Below are 15,046 nucleotides of genomic sequence, written 5' to 3'. Positions count from 1 at the left end.
GCGTCACATCTCGATCTCGTGGACCTCTGCAACTTCGACCGAGCCTGACCCGTTGACCACCATCGGGCAGCCCTTGGCCATTTCGGTTGCGGCGTCGATGCTGTCGGCTTTTACAACCGTAAAGCCCGAGGCCGGATTTGCGCCGCCATTATCGGCGACACCCGACGAGCTGACTGTATAGGATTGCCCAACGGGATTGCCGGGTATCTCCAGTGCCTCTCCCATTCCTTGAAACCATGCGCCCCAGGCAGCCATGGTCGCTTCGACTTCGGCGGGATCTGTTGGTGTAGTTCCACCGTGATAAACGAACAGAAATTGTGGCATAGTCAGTCCTCCCAATGAAAAGCTTATGAAAGATGTCCCTGCAATTTGCGCAATGACGAGGTCCAGCCCATCTCATGATTGGCAGCGGCTTCCTGGTCGGCGAGTTCACGATGGTCCAGGATCAGGCGCGCGCCGCCCGGGGTCGCTTCGACCGAGAATGTCACGTGACTTTCGGCCCCCCGCTGGTCCTGATCGTCATGCCAGGCCCATGTAAAGCCAACGGATTTGGGTGGATCGATGTGAGTGACGTGACCGGATACTTTGTATCGCTGACCCTCATCATTCACCATGACCGAGTACCAAGGCCCTAGTCGTGAAAAGTCCAGATCGTGTTCAGGAACATGGAGCCCTTCCGGCCCCCACCACTGCAACAACTTTGCCCCGTCGCTGATCCATGAAAAGAGCGTCTCGGGGCTGGCGGAGAATTCCCGCTCCAGTCTCAGGTCGGCCATGAATTCTCCTTTTCCAGAATGTCACCCAGCCGGTCGAGGCTCGCCTCCCAGAACTGGCGTTTCGAAATGGTCCATTCGGCAATCGCGCGCAGGCCTTCTGGCTGTATCGAGTATATTCTTTGCGTACCCCGGACCTGTTGCTGAATCAGGCCAGCCTCACGCAATACCTTTAGGTGGCGCGAAATGGCAGCGCCGGACATGCCCTTGCCTTCGATCAGGTCGCCTGCGGGCAGTTCACCCTGCTCCATCAGTTGCTCGACAATCGAAAAGCGGGTCGAATCGGATAATGCCGAAAAAGCGGCCAGAAGAGTGTTCATGACCACTTATTAACACAAATGTTAAATTAAGGAAAGGCGCGAACCGATCAGATGCCAGCAAACTCGGTTCGGGCATAGCCTTGAAGATAAAGCAGTGCTGTCAGGTCACCGTGATTGATCCGCACATCGCATTGCTCGGCCACCGAAGGTTTCGCGTGCAAAGCCACGCCTGTGCCAGCACGGCCCAACATGCCCAGATCATTTGCCCCGTCACCCACGGCAATCACATCCGATTCAGAAATTCCCAGCCGTTCTGTGATCTGCTCCAACGCTTCGATCTTGGCCTGCCGGCCCAAAATTGGGCGCTGAACATCTCCGTTCAGCCTGCCGTTTTCAGCCAGTAGGGTATTTGCCCGGTTTTCATCGAACCCCAGCAACTCTGCCACCCGAGCCGTGAACGCGGTAAAGCCACCCGAAACCAGCGCGGCATAGCCATCGGCCTTGCGCATTGTGGCGACCAGTTCCTTGCCACCGGGCATCAGGGTGATCCGTTCGTTCAACACTTTGTCGATAACGCTCTCGTCCAGGCCGCCAAGCAAGCCAACCCGCTCGATCAGCGCGCCTTCGAAATCCAGCTCGCCATTCATCGCGCGGGCAGTGATGTCTTTGACGCGGTCGCCAACACCAGCCTCATCGGCCAGTTCATCAATGCATTCCTGCTGAATCATGGTGCTGTCCATATCGGCCAGCAGCATCTTTTTGCGACGCCCCTCGGCCAATTGGACAACCAGATCCACGCTCATCTGCTGCAGATCCGCCCAGACATCCCATCTATTGCCCGGCATCTCGGCCAGTGAAAATTCCACTGCTTCGTCCGGGCTCAGCCAAACGATCTCGCCGCCACCCCATGCATTCCGCAATGACTCGACCAGCGACAACTCCAGCGTCGGCGCGTTGGGGTTAGTCAACAGGGTGGCAACGTACATGTTCGATCTCCGGCAAGCTCACCTGCGCATATCGCAGGTGCAGCATTTTCGCCAGAGACAGTTTCGAACTAGCCCAAAATACTAGGGAGACGAAGCCCATGATCACGCGCGCAATCCTTGGCGATGTCATACCCGGCATCCGCATGGCGCCAGACACCCGAGGCCGGATCGTTCCAAAGAACCCGCTCCAGTCGCCGCGCGGCATCCTCGGTTCCATCGGCACAGATTACAACGCCTGCGTGTTGGCTAAAGCCCATTCCAACACCACCGCCATGGTGCAGGGAGACCCAAGTTGCACCACTGGCCGTGTTGATCAGGGCATTCAACAAAGGCCAATCGCTCACAGCGTCCGAGCCGTCCAGCATCGCCTCAGTCTCTCGGTTAGGGCTTGCAACCGACCCCGAATCCAAATGGTCGCGACCGATCACAACCGGCGCTTTCAACTCGCCATTGGCAACCATTTCGTTAAAGGCCAGCCCAGCGCGATGCCGATCACCAAGCCCGATCCAGCAGATTCGTGCGGGCAGACCCTGAAACGCGATCCGTTCCTGCGCCATGTCGATCCAGCGATGCAGGTGCTCATTTTCAGGGAACAGTTCCTTCATCTTGGCGTCTGTCTTGTAGATGTCCTCAGGATCACCCGACAGGGCGCACCAGCGAAACGGGCCGATGCCCTTGCAGAAAAGCGGGCGGATATAAGCGGGTACAAAACCAGGGAAAGCAAACGCGTTCTCAAGCCCTTCATCCTGCGCCACCTGCCGGATGTTGTTGCCGTAATCCAGCGTCGGAACGCCCGCATTCCAGAAATCCACCATCGCCGTAACATGCTGCTTCATCGAGGCGCGGGCGGCCTTTTCCACCGATTTAGGGTCTGTTTCACGTTTTTCGCGCCACTCGCCCATGGTCCAACCCAACGGAAGATAGCCGTTGATCGGGTCATGCGCACTGGTCTGATCCGTGACGATATCCGGACGCATGCCACCGGCTGCCATCCGGCGGTATATCTCGGGGAATACTTCTGCCGCGTTGCCCAAGAGACCGACCGACTTCGCCTCGCCCGCTTTGGTCCAGCGATCGATCATCTCAAGCGCCTCATCCAGCGTTTCCGCCTTTTCGTCGAGGTACTTTGTGCGCAGACGGAAATCGATGCTGTCCGGGTTGCATTCAACGGCCAGACAACAGGCCCCGGCAAACACGGCCGCCAGCGGTTGCGCACCGCCCATACCGCCCAGTCCTCCGGTCAGAATCCATTTACCGGTCAGATCGCCGCCATAGTGCTGACGTCCGGCCTCGGCAAAGGTCTCATAGGTACCCTGAACGATGCCTTGGGTGCCGATATAGATCCACGAACCGGCCGTCATCTGGCCGTACATCATCAGACCCTTCTTATCGAGTTCGTTGAAGTGATCCCAGGTTGCCCAGTGCGGCACAAGGTTCGAGTTGGCAATCAGAACACGCGGCGCATCCTTGTGTGTGCGAACAATTGCGACAGGTTTTCCGGACTGAACGATAAGGGTCTCGTCCTCCTCCAGATCCTTCAAACCAGCAACAATAGTATCGAAATCCTTCCACGTCCGCGCCGCACGCCCGATACCGCCATAGACCACCAGCTCATGGGGGTTCTCGGCCACGTCCGGGTGCAGGTTGTTCATCATCATCCGCAAGGGCGCCTCGGTCAGCCAGCTTTTGGCATTCAGCTCGGTTCCGGTGGGCGGGAAGATATCACGGGTGTTCTTGCGCGGGTCGCTCATTTCAGGGCTCCTTTTTCGGTCAATGCGCCCGACAGGGCGAGGTCGCGAAGGCGTTCAAGCATATTTTTTAGGTGTGGGCGGAGGATGTCGGCGCGGTCGTCGCGATAGTTCCATGGCGTGGCCTCAGTCATGTAGGCACGCTGCGACAATTCCATTTGAATCGCGTGGAACCCCTCATCGGGACAGCCATAATGGCGGGTTGTCCATCCACCCTTAAAGCGACCATTCAGCACCGATGTGAACCCGGTCGCGTTTGCCGCAGTTTCATGTACCGCATATTCGACAGCAGCATCGCAGGTCGCACCGTTGTTGGTGCCGGTGTTGAATACCGGTAGCTCTCCGTCAAACAGAAACGGAATCAGAGAGCGGATCGAATGGCAATCAAACAAGATCGCAACACCATGTTTAGCCCGCGCCCGCTCAAGCTCCTGCTCAAGCGCTGCGTGATAGGGTGCATGGTATTTCTGACGCCGATCTTCGACTTCGTCCGTGGAAGGTTCCTGCCCATCAACCCAGATCGGTTTTCCGTCGAAATCCGTTAAGGGCACCAATGTTGTCGTGTTCTGCCCAGGGTACAGGGAAACACCTGAGGGATCCCGGTTAGCGTCGATAACATAACGGTGGATATGTGATTGTACGACCGTCGCATCGCTCAATAGCCCGTTATAGAGCCTGTTTATATGCCAATCGGTATCCGCCAGCCCACTCCCGTTGTCGTTTAGACGTTCTGCGACTGGTTCAGGTACATGTGTGCCGCCGTGCGGTTGACCCAGAACGATCGGACCATCTCCGCGATCAACGCTGAACACCTGCATCATGAGAGCTCCGGCATCTGGACATCAACCGCTTTAAGAATTGCGCCCTCGGCGACCAGGTGCTTGGCGGTTTCCAGTTCGGGCGCGAGATAACGGTCATCTTTCAATGACGGAACATCTTTGCGGAGACGTGCAATGACACGTTGCAGTGGTGCGCTGGTTGTCAGTGGTGCGCGGAACTCGACCCCTTGGGCAGCACAGAGAAGCTCGATGCCAAGAATATAGTTCAGGTTGTTCGTCATCCGCACCAAACGCCGCGCACCGTGGGCTGCCATGGACACGTGATCTTCCTGATTGGCGGATGTCGGTGTGCTGTCGGTGACGCAAGGGTTGGCAAGATGCTTGTTCTCACTCATCAGGGCTGCGGTTGTCACTTCGGCAATCATCAGACCTGAGTTCAATCCTGGCTCGGGCGTCAGGAACGGTGGCAGATCAAAGCTGAGCGCCGGGTCGACCATCAATGCAATACGCCGCTGAGCGATGGCACCGATCTCGGACAGGGCCAGCGCGATCATGTCGGCTGCAAAGCCCACTGGTTCAGCATGGAAGTTACCGCCCGATACAATGGCATCCGGGTCTGTCAGGACCAGCGGATTGTCGGTCGCGGCGTTTGCCTCGATCACCAGAGTCTCCGCTGCCTGACGGATCACATCCATCGCGGCACCGGTGACCTGAGGCTGGCAGCGAATGCAATAGGGGTCCTGAACGCGCGTGTCCCCGTCCCTATGGCTTTCTCGGATTTCAGACCCCTCCAGTGTTGCGCGCATCGCGCCTGCAGCCTCGATCTGACCGCGATGGCCACGCAAGGCATGTATCTCGGGCTGCAAAGGTGCCGTTGAACCCATGATTGCATCTGTTGATGCCGCAGAAACCACCAAAGCGTTTTGTGCTGCCTGCCAAGCGTCAAACAAGCCTGCCAGGGCGTAAGCCGTGGAAAATTGCGTTCCATTGATGAAGGCTAGGCCTTCTTTCGGGCCCAGTTGAATAGGCTCTAATCCAGCAGTTTTCAGCGCTTCAGCACCGGAAAGGATGGCTCCATTCACTTCGGCTTCGCCCTCGCCGATAACAACTGCCGTCATATGCGCCAGTGGTGCCAGATCCCCTGATGCGCCAACAGATCCTTGCGCAGGGATCACCGGCGTCACACCACGTGCCAACATATTCTGTAAAAGCTCAACCAACTCCCACCGAACACCTGATGCACCGCGACCAAAGGATAGCAACTTGAGTGACATCATCAGGCGCGCCAATCGGCGAGGAACGGCCTCACCAACGCCGCAGCAATGGCTGAGAATGAGATTTCGCTGGAGGGTTGAGGTATCTTCGGCTGCAATCTTGTGACTGGCCAGCTTACCAAATCCCGTGTTCACGCCATAAACCGGATCAGCACCTGAGGCAGCCTGTGCGATACGTGCCGCGGCCATATCAACCTTAGGACGGCATGATACATCCAGCGTGATTGCCGCTTCGTTCCTATAGATATCCTCCAGTTGCGTCAGAGAAACCTGACCCGGAACAAGAGAGATGGACCTCATTAAATGCCTCCGAAAATGCGTTTGTGCAGGGGGTTATAGCCGATGCGATATGAGAGCTCGGCGGGATGGGCGACATCCCAGACCGCCAGATCTGCGCGCATCCCTGCGGCTGCCACACCCGTGTCGTTCAGCCCCAGCGCCTTGGCGGCGTTTCTGGTTGCACCAGCAAGCGCTTCCTCGGGTGTCAAACGGAACAGGGTACATCCCATGTTCATCGTCAGCAGCAATGATGTCAGCGGCGATGATCCGGGATTACAATCCGTTGCCAGCGCAATAGGTACATTCTGCTCACGCAACAATTCCACCGGGGGCATCTGGGTTTCGTGCAGAGTATAGAAAGCTCCTGGCAGCAGAACCGCGATTGTTCCCGCGTTAGACATTGCCGCTACGCCCTCGGCATCGAGATACTCGACATGATCGGCGGAAAGCGCGCCGTATGATGCCGCTAGTTTTGCCCCACCCAGATTGGACAACTGCTCCGCATGTAGCTTGACTGGCAAACGCAGCTCCCTGGCCACATCAAAGACACGTGCGATTTGAGCGGTGTTAAAGGCGATACCCTCACAAAACCCGTCAACCGCATCAACCAGTCCCTCTGCGTGAGCTGCGCGCAGGGTCGGAATGCAGATTTCATCGATGTATGCATCCGCGCGGTCTTTGAATTCAGGCGGCACCGCGTGTGCGCCCAGAAAACTGGTTTTGATCCGAACCGGGCGATGCTGCTGAATACGACGTGCTGACCGCAACATGCGCAATTCAGTCTCTACATCGAGGCCATAGCCTGACTTGACTTCTATACAGCTGACGCCTTCGGCAAGTAGCGCATCCACACGCGGCAGGGCGCTGTCCAGCAGTTCATTCTCGCTGGCCTCACGCGTGGCACTGACAGTCGAGATTATACCGCCCCCTGCCCGGGCCACCTCTTCATACGTGGCGCCGTTCAGGCGCATCTCAAACTCGGCTGCGCGATTGCCGCCAAAAACCACATGCGTGTGCGCATCAATTAGCGCCGGCGTGATCAGGCGGCCTCCAAAGTCGTCAACTTCCCAATCCGCAAACCTGGCCGGCAGATCCCGCTGCTTACCTACCCACTCAATAGTTCCAGCGTCCAAGGCAATCGCAGCGTTCTCGATCAGACCATATGGCGCATCACCTTCGACCATCGTCGCGATGCGGTCGGCGCGAAATACAACTTTTTTTGTCATGGCGAATCTTTTGGGCTCCCCCTGCGTCAGGATTTTTCGTATACGGGTAAAAACTTAAAGTCTACACAAAATGGAAGCGCTATGACAGTTCATGCCAAAACAGCCTTATTAGGGTCTGAGTGGGTACAGGATATGCGTTTGGAAATCGAAGATGGCCGAATTTCCCGGATCGAAACTGGTGTAGCCAAACAGCCCGAAGACACAGCTACAGACGTGCTATTGCCAGCGCTTGGAAACCTGCACAGCCATGCTTTTCAACGCGCCATGGCAGGCATGACCGAGGTGCGGGCTGCCGGGAAAGAAAGCTTCTGGACCTGGCGCACCTTGATGTATCGCTTTCTGGATCGGCTGACGCCTGAACAGGTCGAGGCGATAGCAGCCCTGGTGTTCATGGAAATGCAGGAAGCGGGCTATGCCTCGGTTGGTGAGTTTCATTATGTCCACCACCAGCCCGGCGGCCAGCCGTATGCGCGGCTGTCCGAACTGAGCCAACGCATCTTTGCAGCAGCAGATCAGACAGGGATCGGCCTGACCCACCTGCCTGTTCTCTATACATACGGGGGTGTTTCGCAGGAGCCTCTGGTGGGCGGGCAGTTGCGGTTTGGTAATGATGTCGACCAGTATCTGGCTCTGCAAGAGGAATGCCGGAGCACGCAACGACACGCGAAATTCGACTCTGTTGTGGGGGTAGCGCCGCATTCCTTACGAGCGACTTCGCCCGCCGATCTCAAGACACTGTTGGCTAATGTTCCTTCAGGGCCCGTCCACATCCATATATCCGAACAGGTTAAAGAGGTTGCAGATGTCGAGGCCGCCCTGGGTCAGCGCCCGGTTGCCTGGCTGTTGGATAATGCAGACGTGAACAACCGATGGTGCCTGATCCACGCGACCCACATGACTGACGTTGAAACCAAAGCAATGGCACGATCCGGCGCAGTCGCAGGGCTTTGTCCGATCACCGAAGCAAATCTTGGCGATGGTATCTTTAACGGCGCTGTCTATGTCGAAGCCGACGGAGCATTCGGCGTAGGATCAGACTCTAATGTTCGCATTTCACTGCCTGAAGAATTGCGGACGCTCGAATACTCTCAGCGACTGCGTGACAAAGCACGCACTGTTCTGGCCCATGGCGAAGGCTCGGTTGGACACACACTCTATACCGGCGCTGCCCGTGGTGGTGCGCAAGCGCTGGGCCGCGACGCCGGGGAAATCGCCGTTGGCAAACTTGCTGATCTTGTCGCTATCGACCGCACCCACCCGACGCTTTGTACGTTGAAGGACGTTCAGTTACTGGACGGGCTGTGTTTTGCGGCACCCGACGGTACAGTGACCGATCTGTGGTCGGCAGGCCGTCACATGGTGCGCGACGGGCGGCATGTTGCGCGGGATGCGATCTTGCCTGCCTATCGTGCGGCCGTTGCCCAACTCTTGGCCAGCGCATAGACATCAAACTCCCAACTTCAGAGCCACAATGACCCAACCGAGCGAAAACACCAGCTACAAAGACATAAAGCAGACCGTGCTGGATCGCATTCGGTCCGGAGAGTGGCGTCCCGAGACCCTGCTACCGAATGAGCAGGAGCTTGCGGTCGAGTTTTCCTGCACCCGGACAACTGTGAACCGCGCATTGCGGGAGCTGGCCGACGAAGGATTTCTTGAACGCCGCCGCAAGGCAGGGACCCGAGTTCTTGCCGCACCGCAACGGCAGGCGAGGTTTACAATTCCGCTGGTTCGGGATGAGGTCGAAGCACTGGGGGGCACTTACAGATATGCCCTGGTTTCCTCTGAAACCATCCCCGCTCCGGAATGGTTGAGCGCCCGGCTGGCGCTGAATGCTGATCCTCGTGTCTTGCACGTACGCTGCATGCACTATTCCGGCAACACACCATTTCAGTACGAAGATCGTTGGATCGTGATTGAAAGTGTCCCCAAAGTTGAACAGGCCGATTTCACCGAAACCGGACCGAATGACTGGCTGGTGCAGACTGTGCCATTCACCAATGTCGAGCTGACATTCATGGCCAGCCGTGCGGATTCAACTGTGGCCGGATTTTTGGACGTACCGGAGGGCGAGCCGGTCTTTACCGCCGAACGTATCACCTGGCTGCAGGGCCAGCCGGTTACCTTTGCCAAACTCTATTTTGCAGCAGGCTACCGCATGACCACCCAAATTTGATTTCGCGCTTTATCTGATCCTTTGCTCTTTACCACCCTGAAATTCCGATACAGATTCCGGGTGGATCGAACTGGAAGGAAAATCAAAATGGGTAACCCGCTTTATGATCGTCTGTTTGGCATCCACGCGGGTAAAAAAACTCCATTTCTGCATTTGCTCGATGGGCGGACGCTGACCCATTCAGATTTTCTGGACATGACAGCCCGCATTGCAAATGCGCTGGTCGGGATGCAGTTAGAGCCGGGTGACCGGGTTGCGGTTCAGGTAGAAAAGTCCCCTGAAACCCTTGCGCTCTATGCAGCCTGTGCGCAGGCGGGTCTTATCTTTCTGCCACTCAACACCGCCTACACGACACATGAGCTGACTTACTTCATTGAGAATAGCGGTGCGTCTCTGGTTGTCTGCGATTCAACCAACGAAGCAGAACTGACACCAATCGCTCAGGCGCAAAATGCCAAGATAGAGACGCTGAATGCAGATGGCTCGGGTAGCCTGACGCGGCGTGCGTTAGGAATGTTGCCAGCTTTCGAGCCGGTGAGCCGCACCGAGGATGATCTGGCTGCGTTCCTTTACACCTCGGGCACTACTGGCCGGTCCAAGGGTGCGATGCTGACCCAGGCCAATCTTTTGTCCAATGCTGAGATGCTGGTCCGTGAATGGCGGTTCACCAGCGGTGACGCTCTTCTGCATGCCCTGCCGATCTTTCACACTCATGGGCTGTTTGTTGCAACAAATGTTGTACTGGCCTCGGGCGGGTCGATGATCTTTCTGCCAAAATTCGATCTGGAAGACATCCTGCGCTTGATGCCGCAGGCCACATCGATGATGGGCGTTCCGACATTTTACACCCGATTGTTGGGGGACGACCGTTTCACCAAGGAACTCGCTCAGCATATGCGGCTTTTCATTTCGGGATCTGCACCTCTGCTTGCTGAAACGCATGAACAATTTGAGGCGCGCACTGGTCATCGCATTCTTGAACGCTATGGCATGACTGAAACCAATATGAACACCTCCAACCCCTATGACGGCGAGCGACGCGCTGGAACGGTTGGATTTCCACTACCCGATGTTGAATTGAAGGTTACCGATCCAGAAACTGGTGAAACCTTGCCTCAGGGTGAAATCGGCATGATCGAGGTGCGCGGTCCAAACGTGTTCAAGGGTTACTGGCAGATGCCAGAAAAGACTGCTGCCGAATTGCGCGAAAACGGTTTTTTCATCACCGGAGATCTTGGGCGGGTTGATAAAGATGGGTACGTCCACATCGTCGGTCGCGGCAAAGACCTGATCATCTCAGGCGGATACAACATCTACCCCAAGGAAATCGAATTGCTGCTGGATGATCAGCCCGGAGTGCTTGAGAGCGCAGTGATTGGCGTTCCACACCCTGATTTCGGAGAAACCGTTCTGGGTATTCTTGTGCCTGCAAATGGAGAGACCCCCGATCTGGAGCAGATCATGCAGACGGTTCAGTCGGATCTCGCCCGGTTCAAGCACCCGCGCAAACTGATCCTGCTGGACGAATTGCCCCGCAACACAATGGGCAAGGTGCAGAAGAACCTGCTGCGTGACACATACAAGGACTTGTTTACCGACGGCTAAGGTTCCAGCGGAACGCGACCCTCATCCCTCAGTAGCCAGCAAGAACATCCTTCGAAGACCGCCACTTCAGCCGGTCGACCATATCCTGCGCCGCTGTCCAGATTGATGCGGTTACCATAGTGAGTAGCCTTTTCTACAGGCGTATGCCCATGGACAATCAGCTTGGGATGCGGATCGGCATGGGCGTGGAATGTCTTCCTGATCCAAACCAGATCGTTCTCACGCTGTTCGTTTAGTGGCACACCCGGTCGAATACCCGCATGCACAAATGCTACTTCGGGCGTTTGATAGATCGCCACAAGGTCGCGCAAGAAATTCACATGCGAAGTGGGAACAGCCGCCTTGGCCATGGCGTGCAGATCTTCCAACCGCGTTCGATCATCAAATTCGACACCATAGCTGCGCAATGTTTCTACACCACCCAAACGCTCATGCAGCCAGTGGTAGCCGACCAGCAAATGCGGATCATGTCGCGGTGTTTCCTCCATGAACCACGCAAACATCCGGTCGTGATTTCCCAACAGAGTAATCCAGTCGCGACCTTTGTCGTGCCCCTCTATCAGGCATTCCAGCAGACCACGGCTGTCGGGGCCCCGATCAACATAATCCCCCAAGAACACAATACGCGCATCTGATCCGCCATCGCGTTCGATCAACGAAAAGACCCGCTCAAACTCAGCAAGCTGGCCGTGCAAATCTCCGACTGCATAAACTGGAGTGGTCATGACAGGCCCCGATTATCTGAATTGCCGTTCTTGTGACGGAAAAGCGTGATGCGGAAAAGACAATGCCCGCGCTTTGGGTGGCGCGGGCATCGAACTGTTCCACAAACTCAACAGAGGTGATCAGACAACGTCAAACTCCAGAGGCTTGATCTGTGTGAACAAGCCGGTCTCGGCAAGTTTCGCACGCGCTTCAGCCGGCACCGGTTCATCGACATATAGCAAGGCGATTGCCTCACCACCTGCCTCGGCACGGCCAAGGGTAAAGTTGGCGATGTTCACACCGTTTTCGCCCATGGTCTGACCCAGCGTCCCGATGATACCCGGAACATCTTCGTTCGTGGTGTAAAGCATATGAGCACCGACTTCGGCGTCGATATTGATGCCCTTGATCTGGATAAAGCGGGGCTTGCCATCGCTGAACACGGTGCCGCCGATAGACCGCTCGCGCTTGTCTGTAACGACGGTGACTTTGATATAACCCTCGAACGCGCCCGACTTGTCCTGATTGGTGGTCGAAATCTGAATGCCACGCTCTTTGGCCACAACCGGGGCCGAAACCATATTCACCTCGGGATTGAACTTCTTCATGATCCCGGCGACCACGGCGCAGTTCAGTGCGGCAAGGTTCATCTCGGCCGCGACACCATCATAGAGGATGTTGATCGCCTTGACCGGCTCGTCAGTCATCTGGCCTATGAAGCTGCCCAAATGACCTGCTAGCTTGATCCAAGGCCCCATGACCTTTGCCTCTTCGGCGGTCACGCTGGGCATGTTCAGTGCGTTCTCAACCGCTCCGGTCAGCAGATAATTGGAAATCTGCTCAGCGACCTGGAGTGCGACATTCTCCTGCGCCTCAGTCGTGGCCGCACCAAGATGCGGCGTGCAGACAACATTGGGCAGGTTGAACAGCGGGTTCTCTTTCGCTGGCTCGATACTGAACACGTCAAACGCCGCACCCGCTACGCGCCCGGTTTGCAGCATTTCGGCCAAGGCTTCTTCGTCGACCAACCCGCCACGCGCACAGTTGACGATACGCACACCCGGTTTGGTCTTTTCAAGATTCTCGCGGCTCAGGATATTCCGCGTCTGGTCGGTCAGCGGCACATGCAGGGTAATAAAATCTGCACGCTCGAGCAGTTCGTCCAGCTCTACCTTTTCAACACCCATCTTGGCGGCTTTCTCTTCGCCCAGATACGGATCATAGGCGACGACTTTCATCTTCAGGCCCAGGGCGCGCTCACAGACGATGCCACCAATGTTGCCTGCACCAATGACACCCAGTGTCTTGTTGGTCAGTTCGATCCCCATGAACTTGGACTTTTCCCACTTGCCCGCATGGGTCGAGGTGCTGGCCTCGGGGATTTGTCGCGCCACTGCGAACATCATCGCAATCGCGTGCTCCGCCGTGGTGATCATGTTGCCAAAGGGCGTGTTCATAACGATCACGCCTTTCTTGGATGCAGCGTCCTTGTCGACGTTGTCGGTGCCGATCCCAGCGCGGCCGATGACCTTTAGGTTGTCGGCTTTTTCCAGCAGCGTCGGCGTGACCTTGGTGGCCGAACGGATGGCTAGGCCATCATACTGGCCGATCACTTCAGCCAGCTTGTCCTTGTCTTTGCCCAGATCGGGCATGAAATCCACATCAATCCCGCGATCACGAAAGATCTGCACGGCGGTTTCGCTGAGCTTGTCAGATACGAGTACTTTGGGGGCCATTTTCTCTGGTCCTTGAATTTTGGGAAACAACCGGGCCTCGTACGGCCCGGCAAATGCAGGAAAACTCAGGCAGCTTCGGTTTGCGCCGCGATCTCGGCCTCAAAGGCCCATTCCAGCCAGGGCAGCATCGCCTCGATATCCGAGGTCTCAATCGTACCGCCACACCAGATACGCAGGCCCGCAGGCGCGTCACGATAGGCTCCGATGTCCAGCGCGATGTTCTCAACCTCAAGCCGTTTTGCCACGGCCTTGGCAAAGGCAGCGCCATCCTGAATGCGGGCGTCGGTGAACTTCAGGCAAACGGATGTGTTCGATTGCGTTGCCGCATCTTCAGCCAAATTGGCGATCCAATCATGCTGTGCGCAGAAACTATGTACTGCACCGGCATTGGCATCCGCTCGGGCGATCAGTCCTTGCAACCCTCCGACCGAGCGCGCCCAATCCAGCGCGAACAGATAATCTTCAACCGCCAACATCGAAGGTGTGTTGATCGTAGCACCAGTAAAGATGCCCTCAATCAGCTTTCCACCTTTGGTCAGGCGGAAAATCTTGGGAAGCGGCCATGCAGGTGTGTAGTTCTCCAACCGCTCAACGGCACGAGGGCTGAGGATCAGCATGCCGTGTGCAGCTTCGCCGCCCAACACCTTCTGCCAGCTAAAGGTGGTCACATCCAGTTTGTCCCATGGCAGATCCATCGCGAAGGCCGCCGAGGTTGCATCGCAGATCGTCAGGCCCTGACGGTCATCCGCGATCCAATTGCCATTTGGAACCCGCACACCCGAGGTCGTGCCGTTCCATGTGAATACCACGTCATTGGTGAAATCGACCGAAGCCAGATCAACGATCTGCCCGTAATCAGCAGTCTTCACCTCTGCATCAATCTTCAACTGCTTGACCACGTCGGTCACCCAACCGGAGCCGAAGCTCTCCCAGGCCAGCATTTCGACCTTGCGCTCGCCCAACAGCGACCACAACGCCATCTCAACCGCGCCTGTATCAGATGCAGGGACGATACCAATGCGATAGTCTGCGGGGATACCCAGCAGCTCACGCGTGCCTTCGATGGCCGCCTTCAGCTTGTCCTTGCCAACAGCCGCACGGTGCGACCGCCCCAATGCCGCATCGGCCAGTTTGGTCAGATCAAATGTGGGGGGTTTGGCGCAGGGGCCAGAGGAAAAACGCGGATTGGCCGGCCGCGTTGCCGGTTGTTGAATGCTCATCTGTATTACCCTTCCAGATACACGCCCCTCGTTGGGGAGGGGTGTCCCACGGACAGACCTATGGGGCCTTCGCACCTGCAGCAAGCAGAAAAGACGCTTCGTTGGGTAAAAACGACATCAAAAACAGGCTCAAATCAGAACACAGGTTTCCGATTGGCGAAAACCCCGCCGATCTCTCGGCGGGGTTTTCTCTATTACTCTGCGGCTTCTTCGTATTCTGACATGGGCGGGCATGTGCAGATCAGGTTTCTGTCGCCGTATGCGTTGTCGACGCGGTTG

14 protein-coding genes are annotated in these 15,046 nt (G+C 56.7%); 3 read left to right on the top strand and 11 right to left on the bottom strand.

Annotated elements, in window-relative coordinates; translation table 11 throughout:
* Positions 1-3 precede the first annotated feature (3 nt).
* The 8 genes from ACR0IO_RS19375 to hutI form a co-directional block, all read right to left on the bottom strand.
* Positions 4-324, bottom strand: coding sequence for a YciI family protein (locus ACR0IO_RS19375; protein WP_480743828.1), 321 nt, complete (start codon positions 322-324; stop codon positions 4-6).
* A gap of 23 nt (positions 325-347) precedes the next feature.
* A complete protein-coding gene (locus ACR0IO_RS19370; protein ID WP_480743826.1) occupies positions 348-776 on the bottom strand; it encodes an SRPBCC family protein in 429 nt (142 codons plus the stop codon).
* Positions 764-1,093: an ArsR/SmtB family transcription factor gene (locus ACR0IO_RS19365; RefSeq protein WP_155145976.1), complete on the bottom strand. Its 330-nt coding sequence runs from the start codon at positions 1,091-1,093 to the stop codon at positions 764-766. The genes ACR0IO_RS19370 and ACR0IO_RS19365 overlap by 13 nt, the downstream gene beginning before the upstream one ends.
* 47 nt (positions 1,094-1,140) lie before the next feature.
* A complete protein-coding gene (gene serB / locus ACR0IO_RS19360) occupies positions 1,141-2,019 on the bottom strand; it encodes a phosphoserine phosphatase SerB (protein WP_155145978.1) in 879 nt (292 codons plus the stop codon).
* Between the two features lie 68 nt (positions 2,020-2,087).
* On the bottom strand, positions 2,088-3,770 hold the full coding sequence (hutU, locus tag ACR0IO_RS19355) for a urocanate hydratase (protein WP_480743823.1): 1,683 nt from the start codon (positions 3,768-3,770) through the stop codon (positions 2,088-2,090).
* Entirely contained in the window at positions 3,767-4,585 is an 819-nt protein-coding gene (gene hutG, locus ACR0IO_RS19350) for an N-formylglutamate deformylase (protein ID WP_480743821.1), read from the bottom strand. Before hutG ends, hutU begins: the two co-directional genes overlap by 4 nt.
* Positions 4,585-6,120 carry a histidine ammonia-lyase gene (hutH, locus tag ACR0IO_RS19345; RefSeq protein ID WP_480743818.1) on the bottom strand — a complete coding sequence of 512 codons (1,536 nt, stop codon included), beginning with the start codon at positions 6,118-6,120 and terminating at the stop codon, positions 4,585-4,587. Before hutH ends, hutG begins: the two co-directional genes overlap by 1 nt.
* Entirely contained in the window at positions 6,120-7,325 is a 1,206-nt protein-coding gene (gene hutI, locus ACR0IO_RS19340; RefSeq protein ID WP_480743816.1) for an imidazolonepropionase, read from the bottom strand. Before hutI ends, hutH begins: the two co-directional genes overlap by 1 nt.
* A gap of 81 nt (positions 7,326-7,406) precedes the next feature.
* On the opposite strand from hutI, the gene ACR0IO_RS19335 reads away from it, so the two are divergent.
* From ACR0IO_RS19335 to ACR0IO_RS19325, 3 genes are all read left to right on the top strand, one after another.
* Complete coding sequence (locus ACR0IO_RS19335; protein WP_480743814.1) at positions 7,407-8,768, top strand: formimidoylglutamate deiminase; 1,362 nt, start codon at positions 7,407-7,409, stop codon at positions 8,766-8,768.
* Positions 8,769-8,796: 28 nt separating this feature from the next.
* A complete protein-coding gene (locus ACR0IO_RS19330) occupies positions 8,797-9,501 on the top strand; it encodes a UTRA domain-containing protein (RefSeq protein ID WP_480743812.1) in 705 nt (234 codons plus the stop codon).
* Positions 9,502-9,588: 87 nt separating this feature from the next.
* Complete coding sequence (locus ACR0IO_RS19325; protein ID WP_480743810.1) at positions 9,589-11,106, top strand: malonate--CoA ligase; 1,518 nt, start codon at positions 9,589-9,591, stop codon at positions 11,104-11,106.
* On the opposite strand, the gene ACR0IO_RS19320 is transcribed toward ACR0IO_RS19325, so the two are convergent.
* From ACR0IO_RS19320 to ACR0IO_RS19310, 3 genes are all read right to left on the bottom strand, one after another.
* A complete protein-coding gene (locus ACR0IO_RS19320; protein ID WP_480743807.1) occupies positions 11,103-11,831 on the bottom strand; it encodes a metallophosphoesterase family protein in 729 nt (242 codons plus the stop codon). The genes ACR0IO_RS19325 and ACR0IO_RS19320 overlap by 4 nt on opposite strands.
* 120 nt (positions 11,832-11,951) lie before the next feature.
* Positions 11,952-13,547, bottom strand: coding sequence for a phosphoglycerate dehydrogenase (gene serA / locus ACR0IO_RS19315; RefSeq protein WP_480743804.1), 1,596 nt, complete (start codon positions 13,545-13,547; stop codon positions 11,952-11,954).
* A gap of 65 nt (positions 13,548-13,612) precedes the next feature.
* On the bottom strand, positions 13,613-14,767 hold the full coding sequence (locus ACR0IO_RS19310) for a phosphoserine transaminase (RefSeq protein ID WP_480743802.1): 1,155 nt from the start codon (positions 14,765-14,767) through the stop codon (positions 13,613-13,615).
* Positions 14,768-15,046: the final 279 nt, after the last annotated feature.

It is taken from the genome of Ruegeria sp. CE12, from assembly GCF_056537525.1.
The sequence above is the reverse complement of the archived record's forward strand: the minus strand, read 5'-3'. Positions and strand labels throughout refer to the sequence as shown.